The organism is Echinicola marina (assembly GCF_020463795.1).
GTDB classification, from domain to species: Bacteria; Bacteroidota; Bacteroidia; order Cytophagales; family Cyclobacteriaceae; genus Echinicola; species Echinicola marina.
Map to the genome: position 1 here is coordinate 2092448 of NZ_CP080025.1, position 20282 is coordinate 2112729.

Genomic DNA, 20282 nt, shown 5'->3' on the forward strand with positions numbered 1-20282 from the left:
AGAACTTCAAGTAGGCCAAATCAGTTTAAAGAGTATGTCGGAAATTTTAATAAAAAATATGGTTTGTCCTCGCTGTATCATGGCAGTGGAAAAGATTTTTAAAGAGCAAGGGATTCAAGTGGACAAGGTTGAGTTGGGCAAGGTGAGTGTTCAGGAGTCCGTGGATAAGGCAACCGAAGAGCTACTTGAAGAGGCATTGCAGGAGATGGGTTTTGAGCTCTTGAGGGAAAAGCAAGTGCAAACAGTGGAGCGGATCAAGAATGCTTTGCATGCGATGATGCAGCAAGAGGAATTAGGTACGGAATTAAACCTTTCTGAATATATCAAGACGGTTATTCCGGAAGATTATAGTGCGTTAAGCCATTTGTTCAGTACCACTGAGGGGATAACGATCGAGAAATATTTTATCCATTTGAAGATAGAGAAAACAAAAGAACTGCTTTGTTATCAGGAATTGCAGTTGAGTGAAATAGCCTGGAGACTAGGTTACAGTAGTGTACAGCACCTCTCAAGCCAGTTCAAAAAAGTAGTAGGCATGACACCTTCTGCCTATAAAAGATTAAAAGATAAGCCCCGGGCGAGCTTGGACCAGGTGAAATAAAAAGGAGCGATGAAATTTTCCATCGCTCCTTTTTATGTTTTAGAATAGCCTTAGACCTAGTGATAAAATAAGTTGGTTTTGCCTTTGGTCCGTTTCCAAGCCAGCAATGCTCTCAGCTTGTTTACTGAGCGAGCCCTCGTACTTCAAATCAATGATCATATTGGCAATATCCAATCCTATACCTGCCTGGTAGCCAAGTGTGGATTTTTTATAGTCTGGCATGGGGTCAGATTGGAGCTCTTCCGAAAATTTGGAGTTGAGCAAAAAGCTGCCAACTGGGCCTCCTTGTATCCTGAATATATTTCCTAATTTAAAACCTAACATGACAGGCACGTCCAGTCGGTTAAAGCTGGCCTCGAACTTTTGCTCGTCAGGGCCATCCGTCTTGGTGATCTCACCTCCGGTGTTGACATACAGGACTTCAGGTTGTAGGTATAGGGCATTACCCCCCATTCTTGCAAAGGCACCAATATGGTAGCCTAACTTGCTGCTACCACTTTCGTATTCACCATTGCTAACGCTTATGTTTCCTTGGGATATGCCTAGTTTTGGGCCAATGGAAAAGTCCTGGGCCTTTACTTGGGTACACAGTGCCAAGAAGGAAAATGCAAAAAGGGCCAATAATTTTTTCATCACTTAATTTTTATCCGTTGAAATCTATAATATGCTTTCTGCCAAACTTCAAATACCTTGCCAGAGCTAGGCACTCAAAGAGTGGAGAGGAGACTGTCACATGTTTTTGATGGCGTTTGTATATTTTTTTAGTTCCACTTTTACTTTGGGAAATAAAAAGAACAAGCCAATCATATTGGGGAATACCAAGGCCAGGATCATGGCATCGGAGAATTTTACTACAGCATTTAAGGTTGTAGAAGCTCCAATCACGATGAATGCCAGAAATATGATTTTGTAACTCAGGTCAGCGGCCTTGCTTCTACCAAAAAGGTATTTCCAAGATTGGAGTCCGTAATATGACCAAGAGATCATTGTGGAGAAAGCAAACATAATGATGGCTACTGTCAACACATAGGAAAAGTGAGGAATCACCGTATCATAAGCCATGGTAGTGAGTTCCACACCGCCGACAGATGCACCTCCGTCTTTAAGAATTACGTTTCCGCTTCCGTCACCACCATAATTGAAGATGCTCTCTACATTGCCAAGACCACCATCAATATTGAAAAAGATGATTACTAGGGCAGTCATGGTACAAACAATCACAGTATCGATCAATGGTTCCAAAAGGGCTACGACACCTTCACTGGCAGGAAATTTAGTTTTAACTGCAGAGTGGGCGATGGCAGCGGAACCTGCTCCGGCTTCATTGGAGAAAGCTGCTCGCTGGAACCCAACGATCAGCACACCTACCATTCCACCAAGTCCAGCCATTGGACTGAAGGCACCTTCTATGATCAAGCCAAAAGCATCATCGATATAGTCATAGTGAGCTCCCAGGATAATCAGGGAGGCCAATACATAGACACCGGCCATAAAAGGAACAATTTTCTCAGTAATGGTAGCGATTCTTTTGATCCCACCAATGATTACTACCGCTACTAGCATGGCAAGTACAATACCGATCCAGAATCCATTGGTTTGGAAGTTGATGCCCATGAGGTTGGACAGCTGGGAGGCAGCCTGGTTGGACTGGAATGCATTGCCACCACCAAATGAAGCTCCTACACAAAGCACTGCAAAAAGGCCTCCGAGGAATTGTCCTAGGCGTCCTTTTTTGAGGTCATGACCTAATCCACGGGAGAGGTAGTACATTGGTCCTCCATAAACAACTCCATCCTTGTCTACATCCCTGTATTTTACACCAAGGGTACATTCAACAAACTTGGTACTCATTCCTAGAATACCACATATGATCATCCAGAAAGTGGCACCAGGCCCGCCGATTGCAATAGCTACTGCTACTCCGGCGATATTGCCAAGGCCAACTGTGCCTGATACGGCTGTGGCAAGGGCTTGGAAGTGACTAACCTCCCCTCCTTTGGAGTCATCCACCATAATTTCCCCAGTTTCAGGGTCTTTATAGTTTTTCTCCATATCATCATATTTGCCCCTTACGGTATTGATGGCCAAAGGCATTTTGGTGATCCCTGGAAGTGCGAAATAGATGGTGAAAAATGTAGCGCCACTAACCAATAAAATCAAAACAATCGGGATATTATAGTCTCCAATTGTGATGGGGTATAGTACGAGGCTTTCCCAAGCATCAGCTACTGGTTGAAAGGATTGGTCTATTCTTTGTCCAAAACTTAAGTCTTCTGTGGGCGAGGTTTCCTGTGCATACAGGCTAATAGGTAGTAGAAAAATTAAGAAGGATAGAAGTTTTCTATACATAATGTGTTTAAGTTTGATTTGTATATTTGAGCCTTATAAACTTTTGGATAAATTCTACTTTTGTTTACATTTCCCAATCCAATCTCCCTTAAATACTGATTTTCAATCCCCCGGATTTTGAATTCCGGATTATGATAAGGGGGGATTCGGTTTAAGAATACCATCCCTATAGCCATATGTACTGTATGTATAAAGGATGTAATTCATGTTTATTAGGGATAAAATTGGATTGTTTTAATATTAACCGAATTTATCAATCGGCTAAATTAAGCTGTTTTGCTAGAATAGCAATCCCATTCATAAAACTTTTTGGTTGATAATTAAGCTGTTCTTTCGCTTTTTTGATAATAAATCCGGTTTTTAGGGGTCTTTTTGCCTGTTGTTGGAAGGTGCTGGAGTCTGCTTTGTTGATCTTGGTTTTGTCCAATTTGAAGTAGTCTGCTGTCTGCATGGCCATTTCATATGGGGTCAAAAGTTCCTCGCCAGAAATATTGAAAATCCCGGTGGCTTTTTGTTCCGCCATTAACAGGCAGCCTTCTGCCAGATCTTCTGCTAAAGTAGGGGTCCGGAGTTGGTCATCTACGAGCTGTAGCGATTTCCCTTCCTCGATGGAATTTTTTACCCAAAGGACAATATTGGACCTGCTCATGTCATGGGAAAGACCATAAACCAAGACGGTTCGCGCAATCCCCCATTTAAGTTGGGAAGCTTGGATCAGTTGTTCTGCTTCCAATTTGGTTTTTCCATAGTAATTGACGGGATTGGCTTCGGCTTCCTCTGTATAGGGACCTGCTTCACCGTCGAAAATAAAGTCAGTAGAAACATGGAGGAGATAGGCGCTGACCTTTTCGGAGGCCGAAATAATATTTTTTACAGCACTTACATTTTGTGCGTAGCAGGCTTCTTGTTCAGTTTCACATTGATCCACATTGGTCATGGCGGCACCATGGATGACAATATCCGGTCTGTATTTGGCAAATACTTTTTCTATGGATACTTCATCGGTGATATCCATGGGCTCGTAATCAAAGCCTTGCCAGCTCTTAGGGAGTCTGCAATCCCCTCTTCCTGTGGCTATTATTTTGAAAGTGCCTTTTTCTAGGAGTCTTTTGATCAGTTTTTGTCCTAAAAGGCCGTTGGTACCAGTGACCAAAATGGTGTCTTGATGATTGTTTTTAGTATTCAAAACCGTAATCTTTTGTGATTTTCTTTTTGCTCATTTCCTCTACTTCAACGGTGATGTATACGGGGACTTTAGCTTGGTCCATTTGGTTGGTCTTTTCTGCGGAAATTTTGTCTACCACATCCAATCCTTTGATGACTTTGCCAAAGACGGTATATCCTCCTTCGTCCAAATGTGGTGTGCCACCCTCACTGGTGTAGGCTTCAATTTGTTGGGGAGTTAATTTTTTGTCCAAATTAATATCATAGAAGTCTTCCATGATGACTTTCTTAGAAAGCATCAAGTCATTCATGGCAGAAAAATCCCCAAATGCATAAAGCTCAGCGTAGCGCTTTGCCAGTTCCTTATTGCTTTCAAGGCTGATATATTTCATGAACTGCTTTTGTAAACGTCTCATGTCTGTGGTCAGCTCCAGCGCTGTATAGACTTTGCCTTCCACGATATAGAACTGACAACCACTTGACCTTTTTTCGGGATTGATATTATCTCCCTGTCTGGCTGCGGCAATGGCGCCCTTTTCGTGAATTAGCTCCTCATTGAATTCCGCAGGAAGGGTGTACCATTCGTCTTCAGGCAATCCCTCCTTGGTGAATACATCTCCAGCTTGGATCATGAAATTATCTATAATGCGATGGAATTGGGTGGAATCAAACCTTCCTGCTTTGGCCAATTTGATGAAATTTTCTTTGTGCTCGGGTGTCTGATCATATAGAACGGCAAAAATATCACCATGTCGCGTATGGATCTTGATCAATGAATCATTTTCGGATGAACAAGAGATCAATATGGAGAGCAGGCATGCTATCCAAAGTAATCTTAATTTCATAACTTATTTGTTAAGCGTATTTTTTATTTCGGCCAAAATGCGACCTCCTCCAGATTGGATTACCTTTTCAGCTAGTTCTTTGCCCAGTGCCTCTGCTTTTTCGGCAGGTCCTGTGAGAGTATGGTGGATTCTTTCCTTTCCGTCCAAGCTGACAATTCCCCCCTTGAGCGTTAATTGCCCGTTATTATATGCTGCTAGGCAAAATACAGGAATACTACATCCTCCCTCAAGCACTTTCAGATAGCTGCGTTCAGCCCTTAGCCGATAGCCTGTTGCTTCATGATGTGTAGCTTGAATGATGAGTTGCCTTAGCTCCCTGTCCAATTTATCATAAGCTTCAACTGCAATACTTCCCTGCCCAACAGCAGGGGTGAATTCATCCAAGGAAAGTTCATGTTGGATCATTTCATCATAACCCATCCTATGTGCACCTGCATAAGCCAAAAGCAGCGCATCACAAACACCAGACTCCATTTTTTTGATCCTGGTCTGAAGGTTGCCTCTGACTTCTACCGTTTTGATATGAGGGTAGAAGTGTTTTAGGGTGGCTACTCTGCGGGTGGAAGAGGTGCCCAAAAGTAAAGGCTTCTCAGGATTGGAATAATCTATGTTCCCTTTATGGCTCAAAATGATATCGTTGACCTTTTCTCGCTCTGTAAAGGAAATTAGCTCAAATCCTTCAGGTAAAGAGGAAGGCATATCCTTGGCACTGTGAACAGCAATGTCCACTTCACCAGATGCCAATTGATCCTCTAGTTCTTCAGTGAATACGCCTTTACTGCCTATTTTTGAAATAGAGACATCCAAAATTTTGTCACCCTTGGTTTCTATGGTAACGATTTCCGTTTGAAGCCCTTTGGCTTTCAAGAGGTCAGCTATATGATACGCTTGAAACAGTGCAAGTTTACTACCTCTGGTTCCTATTTTGATAGGCTGCATTATTGTTTGATTTTGCTTTTACTAGTTTTTTTGTTTGCAGAGGCTTCGATATACTCGATGATTTTTCCTGCAATATTAATTCCGGTGGCTTTTTCTATGCCTTCCAGTCCAGGTGAACTGTTGACTTCCAGGATCAGTGGGCCACGGGCAGACTGAAGCATATCTACTCCAGCCACAGCCAGTCCCAAGGCCTTGGCTGCGGCAAGGGCTGCCCTTCTTTCGGCACTACTAAGCTTGATGACAGAAGCCTGCCCACCTCGGTGAAGATTGGACCGGAATTCGCCTTCTTCCCCCTGTCTTTTCATGGCGCCAACCACTTTACCATTGACCACAAAGGCCCTGATATCTGCGCCTTTGGCTTCTTTGATAAATTCCTGTACAATGATCCGGGCCTTTAAACCATGGAATGCTTCAATTACGGATTGTCCGGCCTTTCTGGTTTCTGCCAACACCACGCCCAAACCTTGGGTGCCTTCCAAGAGCTTGATGATCAGGGGAGCTCCTCCCACTTTGTCGATCAATTGTTTTTCACCACCTTTGGAGAAATTGGTAAAGGCTGTCTTGGGCATGCCCAAACCTTCTCTAGAAAGTATCTGTAAACTCCTTAATTTGTCCCTGCTTCTTACAATGGCCTGGGACTCTACGGCTGAGAATGCTCCCATCAGTTCAAACTGCCGAACTACGGCAGTGCCGTAAAAAGTTACTGAAGCTCCGATCCTTGGGATGATGGCCTGGATGTCACTTAGTTTTTCTCCCTTATAAAATATAGAGGGGCCTTCCTGCTCGATGACCAAGTCACAGAGGGAGTGGTCGATGATGAGCGCCTCATGCCCTGCATCTTCTATGGCTTCTTTTAGTCTCCTTGTTGAGTAAAGGTTTGGGTTTCTTGAAAGTACGGCTATTCTCATGGCTGTGAAGCTTTATGTTTTTTTGATAGGTTGGTTTCATCTACATCTACGATGAACTTTCCTTTTAGCATTTTTCGGCCTAATAGGATGGCATTGCGCATTTTAGACCGGTCCGATAAGGTGAACTCTGTTTCGAACTCCTGGTTAAACATCAGGACTTTGGTGGAGACCTTGTACCTTAATTCTGCTCCTCCAAAGGAGTTTTTTACTTTTTTCTGGCTGTATTTTTCGGTTTGTATAAGCTTGCCATTATAAAGGCGATGCTTGGGAGATAGGAGTTTGAATTCCAATATTTTTTTGCCATTAATCTCCTTTTCCTCCATCCATTCGCAATGTATGGCATTGGTATATGCTCCAGTATCCACCTTGGAGGAAATCATGTCCAGGTCCCATTCAGGAAGGCTGATTTTTTCTCTTCTGCCGATAATGAACTTTTTCATTCTGTCTCTTTTTTTCTTAGGACTTTGGCCATGTTAAAGGAAAGATCAGCAAAAAGGATTTTGGCATTTGCGTTTCTTTCTAAGTGGTAGTGAGCGGTGTTCAGTAATTGGTAAATACTGAGGATTTTATTTTCGGTCAGCGCTTTTAGACTGAAGTTTTCTATAAATTCCATGTCGTTTGGAGCGGTACGCATCAGATCTTCCAGTTGACTTCTTTTCAACAAACTTTCCCTTAGTATGTTTAGGCCAGTCAGGAAAAGGGCTTTTTGCCCTTCCTTGTCCAAGGTTTGGAAGTTGTCCGACCAAGAAAGAATATTATTGATGTCCAGTGTGAAACAAAGCCGCATCCAGTCCCGGAATTTAGCGGTGTTTTCGTCGACTACCTGATCTGCCAGTCGATAAGCTTCCCGCATGTTTCCATTGGCCAAAGGGGCGATTTGCATTCCTGCCTCTCGGGAGCAGAGTCCTTCGGCAATGAGGTGATCCTTGATCTCTTCATCAGTAAATGCCCTTACCAAGACTTTTTGGGTCCTGGAAAGAATAGTCGTCAGCAGCTGCTCCGGTTGATGGGCAATCATTAAGAACAAGGTCTTTTCAGGTGGCTCTTCCAAAACTTTCAATAGGGCATTGGCCGAGGCGGTATGCATCAGTTCTGGGATCCAAACCAGGATCACTTTATATCCTCCCTCAAATGATTTAAGGGAAATGGTTTTTATAATTTGCTTGGCGGCAGCTTTGGAGATGTTCAGTTGCTTCTTCTCAAATCCATTATGGTATATCCAGTCTTGAAGGCTTCCGTAGGGCCTCTGTAGCACAAACTCCCTCCATGGGCCAAGGATGTCTACTTTTTTGCCATTTCCATCATCATCTTCTTTGACAAGGCTTCCGGGCACAGGGAAAGTAAAGCTCAGGTCGGGGTGAACCAGTTTTGCCATTTTTTGGCAGGCACTGCATACGCCACAGGCATCTTGTTCGCTTGGATTTTCACAGTTGACATAAGTGGCCAAAGCCAGGGCCATTTTTAGGTTGGCAGAACCTTCTGGGCCATGAAATAGCAAAGCATGGGCCAAATGATTGTTTTTGATGGCCTTGATGAGCTTGTCTTTGGTTTCTTGTAAGCCTGGAATAGATGAAAATAGCATGTTTGTTCTTTTCGCTTATACTTTCTTATCCCAAATGCGATAAGCCTTGGTCATGTCATATATATGTTGAAGCAAAGATTTTTCAGTGTCATCAAAGCTGAACCCTCTCCTTTCAATTACTTTGCTTGCAGTTTCCTCAAACTTTTTGAATTGGAAAGTGGTGAAACCAGCTGCTCCGCCCCAAGAAAAGGAAGGTACGAAGTTTCTAGGAAATCCCGATCCGAAAATATTTGCTCCCACACCTACCACTGTTCCAGTATTAAACATGGTGTTGATGCCACATTTGGAATGGTCTCCCATCATCAATCCACAAAACTGAAGGCCTGAATTGGCAAAGCCGCCTTTGGTATAATCCCAGATTTTCACTGGAGCATAATTGTTTTTTAGGTTGGATATATTGGTATCGGCACCAAAATTACACCATTCTCCTATGACAGAGTTGCCTATAAAACCATCATGGCCTTTATTGCTATAGCCAAAGATGACTGTGTTGGATACTTCACCGCCTACTTTTGAATATGGTCCTATGGTATTGTCACCCCGCATTTTTCCACCCATATTGACCACTGCACCTTCGCAAAGTGCAAAGGGGCCTTTGATTATAGCGCCTTCCTGGATCTGTGCATTTTTTCCAATATAGATAGGCCCATCTTCTGCATTAAGGATGGCGGCCCGGATCTGTGTCCCTTCTTCCACGAAGATCATCTCTGGATTGTAAACGCGCGTATGGGGATCGTTTATGGCAGCAGAGTTGCGGTTGTTGGTGAGCAGGGCAAAGTCTTTCCGGAGTTCAAGGCCATTGTGTTGAAAGATGTGCCAGTTTCTATGGATAAGGGTGATTTCTCCCGTGTGTTCGATGGATTGATATTTTTCCTTGATTTCATCTATAGAGAAATCAGAAGCTTGCGTAATAAGGGTAGCCAAAAGCGTATTGTCCTTATATAAGGCTTGGCCTTGTTGCAGGGATTTGATGGCTGTGGTCAATCCATGATCTGGGCAGAGCCCACCATTGATGAATAATTTTGCCTCTTTCTGCTGAGGGAATTTGTCTTTTAAATAATCCTGTGTGAAAAATCCAGCTTTGGTATTAAGGTGTTTTTCCCATTTTTCACTGATTTTTAATATGCCCACCCGGATTTCTGCCACTGGGCGCGTAAAAGTAAAAGGTAATAATGAACCCCTGTATGTAGGGTCATCAAATAATGTAATTGCCTCCATGGTACAAAAATAGAAAAGTCTCTTGGAATACAATTTCCAAGAGACTTTTAAAACGCTTTTTTACAGAAAAGAAATGAATTACTTCTTCTTGTATCTTCTGTTGAATTTCTCTACTCGACCCGCAGTGTCCAATAGCATCTTCTTACCAGTGTAGAATGGATGAGAGTTTGAGCTTACTTCTATTTTGTAAACTGGATACTCATTTCCGTCTTCCCAAGTGATCGTCTCGTTAGTTTCGATAGTAGACTTGGTAATGAATTTATATTCACTGGAAGTGTCATAAAAAACAACCTCTCTGTAGTTTGGATGAATGTCTTTTTTCATGGTAATCCCTATTTATATTAAATGTCGCTTTTTCAAATGGAGGCACAAAGTTATCCTTTTTTGTAAAAGCCTCCAAATGTTTATCAATGAATTATTTAACTAGAAGGGGTTCAGCCAACTAATCCAGTGCAAAATTGTGAAAAAAATGCCGGATATCAGCAATAGAGGTGATAAAATTTGAAAGCTTGGAGTTTGATGGTCAGCTAAGAAGACTTGATCAAAACGCTTTTTTATTGAAAAAGCCTCGTTTTCATCTAATATTGTTTTAATTTTTGTAGTTGAATAGAAGAATTATGTGAATAATTGCCCATGAAAAGATTTTTACTATCTCTTACTGCTAGTGTTTTCCTGTTTCCATTTTGTTTTGCCCAGAGTGCTTATATTGATTTCAATAGGGATTATTACCATTTAATAGATCGTTATGAAATTTTGGGAGGAAATTTTAACTCTTCCTTCCACACCGGCTATAAACCGTATAGAAGAGATGATGTGGCTGACTTTTTGGAAACCATCGATGAACAGTATGTGTCTAAGGTGGATGCATTTAATATCAATTTCCTGAAAAACGATAATTGGGAATTTATAGAGGAGGAAACGGATTTTTCCAAGAAGCCATTGTGGAAAGCCTTATATAAAAAGCCTTCGGATTTTTATTATCACAGAGATAAGGTGGTAGATGTGCACGTCAATCCAGTGTTGTATTTCCGGGGAGGGAGGGATAGTGAACAGGATTTTATGAATTTCAAAAACTCTAGGGGTATTGCTGTCAGGGGGAGTGTGGATAGAAAAGTGGGTTTTTTCACCTATTTAAGTACCAATGAGGTGATCTTTCCCTCTTGGATAGATACCTACGCAAAGCATAACGGTGCAGTGCCAGGTGAAGGGTTTTGGAAGACTTATGGGGATCATGGTTATAGTTATTTTTCTGCAAGGGGCTATGTGACCGTTCAGGTCAGTAAGCATATTTCTGCCCAGATGGGCCATGATAGAAATTTTATTGGTGAGGGGTACAGGTCCATGGTGCTTTCTGATTTTTCCAATCCCTATATGTTTTTTAAACTGAACACAAGGGTATGGAAACTCCAGTTTACCAATACTTGGGCCCAGTTAAATGCAGATGTTTTTTTGGATAGAATAGGTAGACCTACCGATGGTAGGTATCCTAAGAAGTTTTTTAGTCTGCATCGCTTAGGTTTGAACTTGGGTAAAAAATTCAATATCGGCGTCTTTGAATCTGTAATGGCCAATAAGGCGGATTGGACTTATTTTAATCCGATTATATTTTACCGGTGGGTAGAACATCAATTAGGAACTCCCGATCAAGTAATGTTAGGGACGGATTTTAAATGGAATATGGCCAATTCCATGCAGTTTTATGGACAATTTGCTTTGGATGAATTTGTTTTTGGAGAATTTTTTGGACAGGATGGAAAAAACTCTAGCAGAAATAAGCATGGTTTACAGCTAGGATATAAGTATATCAATGTATTCAATATTCCCAATTTGGATCTGCAGTTGGAGTATAATCAAGCAAGGCCCTATACCTATCAGGAAAAGGAGGAATACCAGGCTTATACCAATTACCGTACTCCGCTAACCCATCCCAGAGGGGCTAATTTCAGGGAAATGATTGGTATTCTTCGTTACCAGCCGCTTCCAAAACTATCATTCAATTTTATAGGTGTTTACCATTATTATGGAGCAGATCCCAATGAGGAAACCAATATGGGTGGTGATTTGTTGAAAAACAGATTGGAAGGAACTGATGGTTTGGGACTTTATGGGCATACCATAGGACAGGGGGTGGAAAGCAGGATGCTTATTGGAAACTTTAGGGCTTCCTATATGCTGCGACATAATTTGTTTTTGGATGCGGGGCATAGTTATCGCAAGCATACAGCCCAAAATTTGGATAGTCCTGAAGTAAGTCAGTATTCGCAGCTATCCTTAAGACTGAATATAGCCAGAGAAGATTTTAATTATTAAACAAAAGTGGAGGAGGTTTTTTCCTAAGTACATGAGGACCTATTTAAGAATTCTGGCCTATGCCAGACCATACAGACAATATTTTCCTTTTTATATAGTATATGCATTTCTGGCAATCATTTTTGGTTTGCTAAATTTCACTTTGCTCAAACCCTTGTTTGATGTGATTTTTGAACAGGTGAATCCGGAAGAGCTGGAAAAATATGCCCATCAGCCCGATTTTTCTTTTACCATAGATTATTTTATGCACCTTTTTAACCATTATTTTATTCAGGTAGCAGAAATGCATGGGAAGTTTGGGACTTTGGTTTATGTCTGTATTATTATCGTGGTTTCGGTATTCCTCTCCAATCTATTTACGTATTTGTCTGGAGTGGTTCTGGCCAAGGTGCGTGCTGATGTGATCAAAAAGATGCGTATGAATGTCTTTGATCAGGTGAGTCGAATGCATATCGGTTATTTTTCCAATGAGCGGAAAGGAGACCTGATGTCCAAAATGACCAATGATATTCAAGAAGTAGAAAATAGCGTGGTTCAATCTCTGAGGGTTGTTTTTAGAGAACCTGTTACCATTATTTTATACTTTGGAGCCTTGTTTTTTATGTCAGTAAAGCTGACCATTTTTACTATTTTGATTATTCCGATTTCAGGGGCATTGATTGGAGGGATTACCAAGCGACTGAAAAAGAAGGCCATTGAAAGCCAAGAGTCATTGGGGAGGATTGTAAATATTTTGGATGAAACCATAGGGGGAATGCGTGTGGTGAAAGCCTTTGGTGCAAGGAATTATGTTTATGATAAATTTGACGAGGAGACAGGAAAGTATTCTTCTATTAATGTTTCAATGGCACGCAGGAATGAGCTGGCCTCTCCAATGTCTCAGTTTTTGGGCGTTTTTGTTGTGGCAGGTATCCTTTTGTATGGAGGCAGTTTGGTTCTTAATAATGCTTCAGATTTAAGTGCCAGTGAATTTTTGGCTTATATTATTTTATTTACTCAGGTACTTAATCCTGCAAAGGAAATTTCTAGAGCCATGAGTACCATTCAAAGGGGCTTGGCATCTGCAGAAAGAATTTTTAAGGTGATAGATACTCCTTCGGAAATCCAAGATGCAGTATCTCCCAGATCTCTTGCTCAATTCAATAGTAAGGTGGAGTTTGATCATGTCAATTTTGGATACGAGCATGTGTTGGTATTAAAGGATATTCATTTTACCTTAGAGAAGGGGAAAACCATCGCTTTGGTGGGGCCATCCGGGGGAGGGAAATCTACTATTGCTGATTTATTGCCTAGGTTTTATGATCCTCTTGATGGCATCGTGAAGTTAGATGGAGTGAACATCAAGGATTACAAAATTGCTGATTTGAGAAACTTAGTAGGGATTGTTACCCAAGAGTCAATACTGTTTAATGATACAGTATTTAATAATATTGCTTTTGGGCTGAAAGATGTGTCCATGGATGCGGTGATAAAGGCTGCAAAGATTGCCAATGCGCATGAGTTTATAGAGAAATTGGAGGAGGGGTATCAGACCAATATTGGAGAACGTGGCAGTAAATTGTCTGGCGGGCAAAGGCAGCGGTTGAGTATTGCACGGGCAGTTTTGAAAAATCCACCTATCCTGATACTGGATGAAGCCACTTCAGCATTGGACTCCGAGTCGGAACGTTTGGTGCAGGAAGCATTGACCAATTTGATGAGTCATAGGACTACACTGGTGATTGCGCACCGCTTAAGCACCATACAGCATGCTGATGAGATATTGGTGATACAGCAAGGTGAAATAGTGGAAAGAGGAACGCATGAGAGCCTGATGGAAAAAGAAGGTTTGTACAAGAAGCTTTCCTCAATGCAGTCAGTTTAGTATATTAGTTAGTAAAACCCAATTTTAAACATATGAAAAAAATAACAAGCATATTTCAGCTTTTGGTAGCGCTATTTTTTGGAGTTGCATTGGTCTTCTTTTTAGCGTTTGATAGTGTGAAAAACGGCTTCAATATCGAGGAGCTTACCGCTGGGAAAGTGGTGGTTTGGATGCTGGTCGGATTTGTGATTTATTTGTTGGCTTGGTTATTTCAAAGCATGTATGCTGGCGGGCTTAATAAAAAGATCATGAAAATGGAAAGTGAAAATAATAGCTTAAAAGCCAAACTTTATGATATCGAACAAGGAAAGAAATCAAGGGTGGGTGAAGAGGTGACGAATGCTTCAGAGGAGGAAAAGGATTCCTCAGTGATTAAGCCCCGTCAAAACATCAAATAGTAGAAAGTAAAACACTAGTATAATAATTAGTATATTAGGAAATCTCGAAAAGAGATTTCCTTTTTTATTATCAAGAATAAATTATCAAATGGTAGCTAAAACTTTTGGAAGCACGGTGTCCGGAGTCGATGCCAAGCTGATTACAATAGAAGTAAATGTAGGTCAGGGAACAAGTTTTTATATGGTAGGCCTACCGGACAGTGCGGTAAAGGAAAGCCAGCAAAGGGTGGAATCAGCCTTGAAATATTTTGGTTATAGGATGCCCCGGCAAAAAGTAGTTGTCAATTTGGCCCCGGCAGATATCCGTAAAGAGGGCTCAGCTTATGATCTTCCCATTGCCATGGGGATATTAAAAGCATCTGAGCAGGTCGGCTTTCCGGAATTGGAGCAGTATGTCATCATGGGCGAATTGTCCCTAGATGGTCAGCTAAGGCCTATCAAGGGCGTATTGCCCATAGCCATAGAAGCAAGAAGGTCAGGTTTCAAGGGGGTGATCTTACCTAAAATGAATGCTTCGGAAGCCTCTATCGTTAATAATTTGGATGTGATCGGTGTAGAGACCTTGGAAGAGGCAATAGGTTTTTTGGATGGGGAATTGGAGATCGAACCATTGGTGACCGATACTCGGGACATATTTTACCACAGCCTGGAGGATTACGAATTTGACTTTGCGGATGTCCAAGGGCAGGACAATATCAAAAGGGCCATGGAGATAGCCGCAGCAGGAGGCCATAATGTGGTGATGATTGGCCCTCCAGGTGCTGGTAAAACCATGTTGGCCAAAAGGCTGCCTTCCATTTTACCTCCTTTGACTTTACAGGAAGCTTTGGAAACCACTAAAATTCATTCTGTCGCAGGAAGACTAGGAAATGAAGCAACACTTATAGCACAAAGACCTTTTCGCTCTCCCCATCATACCATAAGTGATGTGGCGTTGGTCGGTGGAGGGGGCAATCCCCAGCCGGGAGAAATCTCCCTTTCGCATAATGGGGTGCTATTTTTAGATGAATTGCCGGAGTTTAAAAGGACGGTGCTTGAGGTAATGCGCCAACCTCTGGAAGAGCGTAAGGTAACCATCAGCCGGGCAAAAGTCTCTGTGGACTATCCTGCTAATTTTATGTTGATTGCCAGCATGAACCCATGCCCATGTGGCTATTATAATCATCCTGATAAGGAGTGTGTTTGCGCACCAGGGGTAGTTCAGCGATATTTGAACAAGGTAAGCGGTCCCTTATTGGATAGGATTGATCTGCATGTGGAGGTAACCCCCGTGAAGTTTGAAGAAATGACTTCCATGAATAAGGCAGAAGACAGTTCCTCTATTAGGGAAAGGGTGATTGCGGGAAGGGAAATGCAGGTGAAACGTTTTGAAGAGCATAAAGATATCTACTGCAATGCCATGATGCCATCGCATTTGGTTAAAGAAGTGTGTCAGATCAATGAAGGAGGAAAAAAACTGCTGAAAACCGCTATGGAAAGATTGGGGTTGTCTGCCCGAGCTTATGATAGGATCTTGAAAGTAGCGAGGACGATAGCGGATTTGTCAGGAAGTGAGCAGATTAAAGTAGAACATCTGGCAGAGGCTATTCAGTACAGAAGTTTGGATCGTGAAGGATGGGCAGGTTAAAACAAAATTTTCAATAAGTTTTGAGCTAAATTTGAATAATTATATGATTAGAAAAATGATATTATATTTCCAGTATTTGTATTTTGAAAAAGTAGTATTGAAATATTCTTATAAAATTATTGTACTTTAATGATTGTTAAGTTTTGCAAATAAATATGAAATGCTTTTATTTGCAGACAAAGTTGTTGTCACCCTTATATATACAATCCAACTAATTCAACACACTTTTTTCTTTAGAAAGTCAGTTAAAGAAAGGGGCCATCCGCTTAAGCGGATGGCTTTGTTGTTTTGACCCGAAATTATTCTTTTTGGGTACAATCATAGGGTAAATGCAAAAAATGGAGAGAAAGAATATTCAGATCAAGCCTGGCCTGAAAATAGGTTGTTAATCGCTTACCTTTCTCATAATAATTCAATTTCGATTAGTTCTTGATTTTTTTGAAAGCCTGTTCTAGGTCTTCTAGAAGGTCTTCCAAATGTTCCAGGCCGACAGAAACACGGATAAGATTTTGCGGGGTTTTGGTATCGGGGCCTTCTACTGCAGCTCTTCTTTCAATAAGGCTTTCCACACCGCCCAAGCTAGTAGCATTACTGAAGAATTTGAGGTGGGAGATGAATTTGTCCGCATTTTCCGGTCCTCCTTTTATTAGAAAAGAAAGGATTCCCCCAAAACCAGTCATTTGATTTGCGGCTATCTGATGACCGGGATGCTGTGTTAATCCTGGATAAAAGACATTTTCGACCATTGGATGCTGATTCAAGAAGGTGGCGATAATCCCAGCATGCTCGGCATGGCCTTTCATTCTATAGGCCAAGGTTTTTATGCTTCTGGTTAGGTAATAGCAGTCAAAAGGAGAAGGGACCGCTCCCCCGGTTTTTTGAACATTTAGTATTTGATCCCAAAACTTATTTTCCTCTTTTGTAATCAATGCCCCTCCAAGAATATCACTGTGCCCCCCGAGGTATTTGGTCGTACTATGCATCACCATATCGGCTCCTAGTTTCAAAGGATTTTGGAATACAGGAGTGGCGAAGGTATTGTCGCAAATAGAGATAATATCATTTTCCCTAGCCAATTTACATAGGGCCTTGATGTCACTGATTTTTAGTAATGGATTGGAAGGACTTTCTATCCAAATGAGTTTAGTATTGGGTTGAAGGCTTTTTTTGAGTTTTTGGCTATAACTAAGGTCAATGAATGTAACTTCCAGCTTATCATGGAATATTTCAACCAACTGTTTTTTGAGACCATGGTACATGTCTGATGGGGCGATTACATGGCTTCCGTGAGGGAGAGCTTGAAAAACAGCCATTCCTGCGGCATTTCCTGAAGAGAAGGCTGCAGCGGATTTTCCCATTTCAAGTTTGGCCAATAGATTTTCCAGGGCCATTCTATTGGGATTATTGGCTCGGGAATATATCAGGGAATCTTTTTGGTGTTCAAAAGTGGTGGATAGGGTAATGGGTTGAACTACCGGTCTGTGGCTGTCCGTTATCAAATTCCCTCCATGAATGGCTATGGTCTCGAATTTCATGATTGTCAATTTTATTTAAAATTAATGAATTTGGACCAAAGTGGGGTAAGATTTAGTTATCTGCTCATGGCTAATTAAGAAAATTGTAGGTGATCAGCTTTAATAAGTAGATTTAAGAGCCATGGGCTGCTGATTTGTATTTTGGAGTTAGGGAGACATTTGTTTAAAAGTGGTCTTATGATTGTAAGAATAAGTGTCCCATCCATTAGAATTTTTAAATTGTAATAAGAAAAATAGCAAGGCTTTCCAACCATTTCCAATAAAACAGCCTCTTTATAGTGGAAACCGATTAGAATGAAGTCAATTTTTGAAAAAGATCTTATTGCTGCATGTATAAGGCAGGATCGAAAAGCCCAGTTTGAGCTCTTCGAGCGATATAAGGTGGCCTTGTATTCCACAGTGTATAGAATTTTGGATGATGAGGCTGAGGCACATGATGCCCTACAAGAATCCTTTATTGAGATATTCAAGGGGATTAAAAAATTTAGGGGGGAGAGTACTTTGGGTGCATGGATGAAAAAAATAGCAGTGAGAAAAGCGATTCATATGGCGAAAAAACGGATATATTTTTCATCATTGGATCAGGTGGATGCCTTTTCTGAAGCAGGTGTTCTTGATGGTTGGATAGATGGGGAAATGCTGGATCAAGCCATAAGGAAATTGCCGGTGGGATGTAGAAGTGTCTTTTTGATGATAGAAGTGGAGGGGTTTAAGCATGCAGAATGTGCCCAAATGCTGTCTATTTCAGAAAGTACTTCCAAGTCCCAGCTGTTTTATGCTAAAAAGTTATTACGAGAAAGTTTAAATCAAGTACTGAAGGCATGAAAGAGAATTTTGATTTACCGGAATTTCAGCCCAATAAGAATTTTTGGGATAAACTGGAAAGCGAAAGAAGCTTTGAAAAGCAATTGTCCAGAGAATTGCCGCATTTGCCTTTAGTCGCTCCCAAGGAGGAGGCTTGGCAAGGAATCGAGGAGGAATTGAATAATCAGCATTCAATCCGTCCTTTTTGGATAGGCGTAGCTGCGGTTTTCCTTGTTATGGTGGTGGCTTATATACTCTTCATGACGATAAAAATGGACTCTTTTTCCAATGATCAGGAATTTCTTTTGACCAATACTTATTCCGAGATGGAAATTCCGTTAAAAGTGCCAAAGATGAATAAGCTGAAAGTTACATCGGTTCCGGCAGTAAAAGAAACGGCAGTACAGAAAGCCCCAAAGGAAAATTTCATGATCAAAAAGGAAATAGCATTAGGTGAAATAGAAGTTCCCGAATTGTCCATGCCCGTGTTTATTACAGCAGCGCCATTGGCTGTGAATGAGCGCCCAAGGCCTGTTCAAGAGGATGAAACCGCGGAGGAAAGCTTTCATGAGGTAAGGGTTTCATGGGGGATTAATGAGAAGATCAAGATCAATACAGCTTATTCAGCTAAAAATAAACGCATTGATACAGAAAGGGAGCTGAGTAAGTTGAGAAGCAATCCTGGGAAGCTTGTTTTGAGGTTTTCCAATGGGCAATGAAATTGACATTTTTTTTGGTTTCCAACTAAATGAATTAATCATAAAAAAAGATAAGAAAAAATGAAAAAGGCAGGTTTAATAGTCATGCTAATGGGGATTGTTATGTCTTCAGTTTTGGCCCAAGAGGTAGAGAATACACTTTCCCATAGCCAACAAAATTGGTTGGATAAGGATTGGCCGATTACTGATACTTTGCAGTTCAGTTTGCCCAATGAAGGAAAGGTCTTGTTCTACTACAATGAAGAGGAATTTTCCACCGAGGAGCTGAAAGCAGCATTGGAACCCTTGATGAAAAGGGCTACTAGATTCCCCGAGTTCGAAACCAAAGCATTTAGGTTGGCCAATAATTTCGCCCCAACGAGTTTGGATAATGTGAAGAATAAAATTGACCGGAACTATGTCCGACATTTAGAGAGTATCGAATTGGGGATCCCAGTGGGGATAGATTTTACTGCGGGCTATTTTACACCTGAGGTAGGCTTTAGGGCACATCTGAATTTGCCAGGTTACAGTTTGGGCGCTTCTATCACCAATACTGTTTATTTTCCTGACAGGGAGGCAGGGGAATTGGAAGTGAACAGTAATTGGTTTTTGAATGGAGAGTTTTCTTGGAATAAGGGACAAGCCATTGTCAATAATGAACAGACGATTCAAGTGGGAATATTATTGAATCAGGGCAGTTATAAACTGTTTCAAGGAACAACCATAAGGGCCGTTTATAGGCATAGATTGAGCAAGCATCTTTTTATTCAGGCTGGGCTGGTAGCAACAGATAATTTGAAAACGTTTTATCCGACTATAGGTGTGCGGTTTTGGTAAATTAGGGCGTTCAGCTAACACAAAAGGCTAACCGATCGGTTAGCCTTTTGTGTTTTTAAAGCTGTAATCGCTTATCGAATTCTGTCTACTGACTTTACCAATAATTCGTCTTTTCTGATAAACCTATTGGCCACAATATTGAAGATCATTGCGACAATAATGGTATAGAAACCCAGCATAAAGGCGCCACTGGCCATAGGGTTAAAGTCTAAATTATAGCTATAAGTAATGTATACGATGATACCTAGGTTGATGACCATCACTAAGGAGTTGATCATATTTAGGAACATTTGTTTTGTTCTGGTCTTGAACTGGCTAAGGCTGTAAAGGGCAATTAAGGCTGCAAGAATAGCCAATGCGCCGATATAATAAGTACCAGTTTCTTCTATTACCGAATCGCTGGTCACATTCATATGGGTCATTGACCAAGCCGTCAGTTTAAGGCTTTCAGTTTGATCTACATTTACTTGTGTCCAAATAGGGAAATAAGTAACCAAAAGCATGGCAACGGCCACAAGGAATAAGAAGATAGTTTGAACTCGCTGTATCATTATTAAATTTTAAAACTTTTGACAAAGAAAGGGGGTAATTTGAATATTA

At 41.2% G+C, this 20282-nt stretch carries 20 protein-coding genes; 8 read left to right on the forward strand and 12 right to left on the reverse strand.

What is annotated here, in order from left to right; translation table 11 throughout:
* Positions 1–34: 34 nt before the first annotated feature.
* Positions 35–601, forward strand: coding sequence for a helix-turn-helix domain-containing protein (locus KZP23_RS08745; protein WP_226335867.1), 567 nt, complete (start codon positions 35–37; stop codon positions 599–601).
* A 39-nt stretch (positions 602–640) separates the two neighbouring features.
* Here the strand turns inward: KZP23_RS08745 and KZP23_RS08750 are convergent, their stop codons facing one another.
* The 10 genes from KZP23_RS08750 to KZP23_RS08795 form a co-directional block, all read right to left on the reverse strand.
* Positions 641–1234, reverse strand: a complete 594-nt coding sequence (locus KZP23_RS08750; RefSeq protein WP_226335868.1) for a porin family protein — start codon at positions 1232–1234, stop codon at positions 641–643.
* A gap of 96 nt (positions 1235–1330) precedes the next feature.
* Positions 1331–2950: an alanine/glycine:cation symporter family protein gene (locus KZP23_RS08755; protein ID WP_226335870.1), complete on the reverse strand. Its 1620-nt coding sequence runs from the start codon at positions 2948–2950 to the stop codon at positions 1331–1333.
* Positions 2951–3203: 253 nt separating this feature from the next.
* Positions 3204–4136, reverse strand: a complete 933-nt coding sequence (locus KZP23_RS08760) for an SDR family oxidoreductase (protein WP_226335872.1) — start codon at positions 4134–4136, stop codon at positions 3204–3206.
* Entirely contained in the window at positions 4126–4959 is an 834-nt protein-coding gene (locus KZP23_RS08765; RefSeq protein WP_226335874.1) for a peptidylprolyl isomerase, read from the reverse strand. Before KZP23_RS08765 ends, KZP23_RS08760 begins: the two co-directional genes overlap by 11 nt.
* Before the next feature lie 3 nt (positions 4960–4962).
* Positions 4963–5898, reverse strand: a complete 936-nt coding sequence (hemC, locus tag KZP23_RS08770) for a hydroxymethylbilane synthase (RefSeq protein WP_226335876.1) — start codon at positions 5896–5898, stop codon at positions 4963–4965.
* Positions 5898–6806: a 30S ribosomal protein S6--L-glutamate ligase gene (gene rimK, locus KZP23_RS08775; protein WP_226335878.1), complete on the reverse strand. Its 909-nt coding sequence runs from the start codon at positions 6804–6806 to the stop codon at positions 5898–5900. Before rimK ends, hemC begins: the two co-directional genes overlap by 1 nt.
* Positions 6803–7246: an ATP-dependent zinc protease family protein gene (locus KZP23_RS08780; RefSeq protein ID WP_226335880.1), complete on the reverse strand. Its 444-nt coding sequence runs from the start codon at positions 7244–7246 to the stop codon at positions 6803–6805. Before KZP23_RS08780 ends, rimK begins: the two co-directional genes overlap by 4 nt.
* Entirely contained in the window at positions 7243–8388 is a 1146-nt protein-coding gene (locus tag KZP23_RS08785) for a DNA polymerase III subunit (protein WP_226335881.1), read from the reverse strand. The genes KZP23_RS08780 and KZP23_RS08785 overlap by 4 nt, the downstream gene beginning before the upstream one ends.
* Positions 8389–8403: 15 nt before the next feature.
* Positions 8404–9606, reverse strand: a complete 1203-nt coding sequence (locus KZP23_RS08790; protein ID WP_226335882.1) for a GlmU family protein — start codon at positions 9604–9606, stop codon at positions 8404–8406.
* Between the two features lie 78 nt (positions 9607–9684).
* Positions 9685–9930 carry a type B 50S ribosomal protein L31 gene (locus KZP23_RS08795; protein ID WP_186756068.1) on the reverse strand — a complete coding sequence of 82 codons (246 nt, stop codon included), beginning with the start codon at positions 9928–9930 and terminating at the stop codon, positions 9685–9687.
* Between the two features lie 309 nt (positions 9931–10239).
* Between KZP23_RS08795 and KZP23_RS08800 the strand changes: the two genes are divergently transcribed.
* The 4 genes from KZP23_RS08800 to KZP23_RS08815 all read left to right on the forward strand — a co-directional run bounded on the left by KZP23_RS08800 (position 10240) and on the right by KZP23_RS08815 (position 15805).
* Entirely contained in the window at positions 10240–11916 is a 1677-nt protein-coding gene (locus tag KZP23_RS08800; RefSeq protein WP_226335883.1) for a hypothetical protein, read from the forward strand.
* 31 nt (positions 11917–11947) lie between these two features.
* Complete coding sequence (locus KZP23_RS08805) at positions 11948–13780, forward strand: ABC transporter ATP-binding protein (protein WP_226335884.1); 1833 nt, start codon at positions 11948–11950, stop codon at positions 13778–13780.
* 32 nt (positions 13781–13812) lie between these two features.
* Positions 13813–14178 (forward strand): hypothetical protein, encoded by a 366-nt coding sequence (locus KZP23_RS08810; protein ID WP_226335885.1) that lies wholly within the window; start codon positions 13813–13815, stop codon positions 14176–14178.
* An 88-nt stretch (positions 14179–14266) separates the two neighbouring features.
* Complete coding sequence (locus KZP23_RS08815) at positions 14267–15805, forward strand: YifB family Mg chelatase-like AAA ATPase (RefSeq protein ID WP_226335886.1); 1539 nt, start codon at positions 14267–14269, stop codon at positions 15803–15805.
* 422 nt (positions 15806–16227) lie between these two features.
* On the opposite strand, the gene KZP23_RS08820 is transcribed toward KZP23_RS08815, so the two are convergent.
* Positions 16228–17340, reverse strand: coding sequence for a trans-sulfuration enzyme family protein (locus KZP23_RS08820; RefSeq protein ID WP_226335887.1), 1113 nt, complete (start codon positions 17338–17340; stop codon positions 16228–16230).
* A gap of 294 nt (positions 17341–17634) precedes the next feature.
* Here KZP23_RS08820 and KZP23_RS08825 point away from each other — a divergent pair, with 294 nt between their 5' ends.
* From KZP23_RS08825 to KZP23_RS08835, 3 genes are read left to right on the forward strand one after another with little or no spacing between them, the layout of a single operon-like run.
* A complete protein-coding gene (locus KZP23_RS08825; RefSeq protein ID WP_226335888.1) occupies positions 17635–18165 on the forward strand; it encodes an RNA polymerase sigma factor in 531 nt (176 codons plus the stop codon).
* Positions 18162–18863 carry a hypothetical protein gene (locus KZP23_RS08830; RefSeq protein ID WP_226335889.1) on the forward strand — a complete coding sequence of 234 codons (702 nt, stop codon included), beginning with the start codon at positions 18162–18164 and terminating at the stop codon, positions 18861–18863. Before KZP23_RS08825 ends, KZP23_RS08830 begins: the two co-directional genes overlap by 4 nt.
* 60 nt (positions 18864–18923) lie before the next feature.
* Entirely contained in the window at positions 18924–19682 is a 759-nt protein-coding gene (locus KZP23_RS08835) for a hypothetical protein (RefSeq protein ID WP_226335890.1), read from the forward strand.
* A gap of 71 nt (positions 19683–19753) precedes the next feature.
* Here the strand turns inward: KZP23_RS08835 and KZP23_RS08840 are convergent, their stop codons facing one another.
* The gene (locus tag KZP23_RS08840; protein WP_226335891.1) at positions 19754–20233 is read right to left on the reverse strand and encodes a DUF4293 domain-containing protein; all 480 of its coding nucleotides are present in this window, start codon (positions 20231–20233) and stop codon (positions 19754–19756) included.
* Positions 20234–20282: the final 49 nt, after the last annotated feature.

Excerpts from the sequence above, each read along its gene's own strand:
- KZP23_RS08745 (WP_226335867.1), top strand. The coding sequence starts at position 35 with ATGTCGGAAATTTTAATAAAAAATATGGTTTGTCCTCGCTGTATCATG.
- KZP23_RS08750 (WP_226335868.1), bottom strand. The coding sequence starts at position 1,234 with ATGAAAAAATTATTGGCCCTTTTTGCATTTTCCTTCTTGGCACTGTGT.
- KZP23_RS08755 (WP_226335870.1), bottom strand. The coding sequence starts at position 2,950 with ATGTATAGAAAACTTCTATCCTTCTTAATTTTTCTACTACCTATTAGC.
- KZP23_RS08765 (WP_226335874.1), bottom strand. The coding sequence starts at position 4,959 with ATGAAATTAAGATTACTTTGGATAGCATGCCTGCTCTCCATATTGATC.
- hemC (WP_226335876.1), bottom strand. The coding sequence starts at position 5,898 with ATGCAGCCTATCAAAATAGGAACCAGAGGTAGTAAACTTGCACTGTTT.
- rimK (WP_226335878.1), bottom strand. The coding sequence starts at position 6,806 with ATGAGAATAGCCGTACTTTCAAGAAACCCAAACCTTTACTCAACAAGG.
- KZP23_RS08780 (WP_226335880.1), bottom strand. The coding sequence starts at position 7,246 with ATGAAAAAGTTCATTATCGGCAGAAGAGAAAAAATCAGCCTTCCTGAA.
- KZP23_RS08785 (WP_226335881.1), bottom strand. The coding sequence starts at position 8,388 with ATGCTATTTTCATCTATTCCAGGCTTACAAGAAACCAAAGACAAGCTC.
- KZP23_RS08790 (WP_226335882.1), bottom strand. The coding sequence starts at position 9,606 with ATGGAGGCAATTACATTATTTGATGACCCTACATACAGGGGTTCATTA.
- KZP23_RS08795 (WP_186756068.1), bottom strand. The coding sequence starts at position 9,930 with ATGAAAAAAGACATTCATCCAAACTACAGAGAGGTTGTTTTTTATGAC.
- KZP23_RS08800 (WP_226335883.1), top strand. The coding sequence starts at position 10,240 with ATGAAAAGATTTTTACTATCTCTTACTGCTAGTGTTTTCCTGTTTCCA.
- KZP23_RS08805 (WP_226335884.1), top strand. The coding sequence starts at position 11,948 with ATGAGGACCTATTTAAGAATTCTGGCCTATGCCAGACCATACAGACAA.
- KZP23_RS08810 (WP_226335885.1), top strand. The coding sequence starts at position 13,813 with ATGAAAAAAATAACAAGCATATTTCAGCTTTTGGTAGCGCTATTTTTT.
- KZP23_RS08815 (WP_226335886.1), top strand. The coding sequence starts at position 14,267 with ATGGTAGCTAAAACTTTTGGAAGCACGGTGTCCGGAGTCGATGCCAAG.
- KZP23_RS08820 (WP_226335887.1), bottom strand. The coding sequence starts at position 17,340 with ATGAAATTCGAGACCATAGCCATTCATGGAGGGAATTTGATAACGGAC.
- KZP23_RS08825 (WP_226335888.1), top strand. The coding sequence starts at position 17,635 with ATGAAGTCAATTTTTGAAAAAGATCTTATTGCTGCATGTATAAGGCAG.
- KZP23_RS08830 (WP_226335889.1), top strand. The coding sequence starts at position 18,162 with ATGAAAGAGAATTTTGATTTACCGGAATTTCAGCCCAATAAGAATTTT.
- KZP23_RS08835 (WP_226335890.1), top strand. The coding sequence starts at position 18,924 with ATGAAAAAGGCAGGTTTAATAGTCATGCTAATGGGGATTGTTATGTCT.
- KZP23_RS08840 (WP_226335891.1), bottom strand. The coding sequence starts at position 20,233 with ATGATACAGCGAGTTCAAACTATCTTCTTATTCCTTGTGGCCGTTGCC.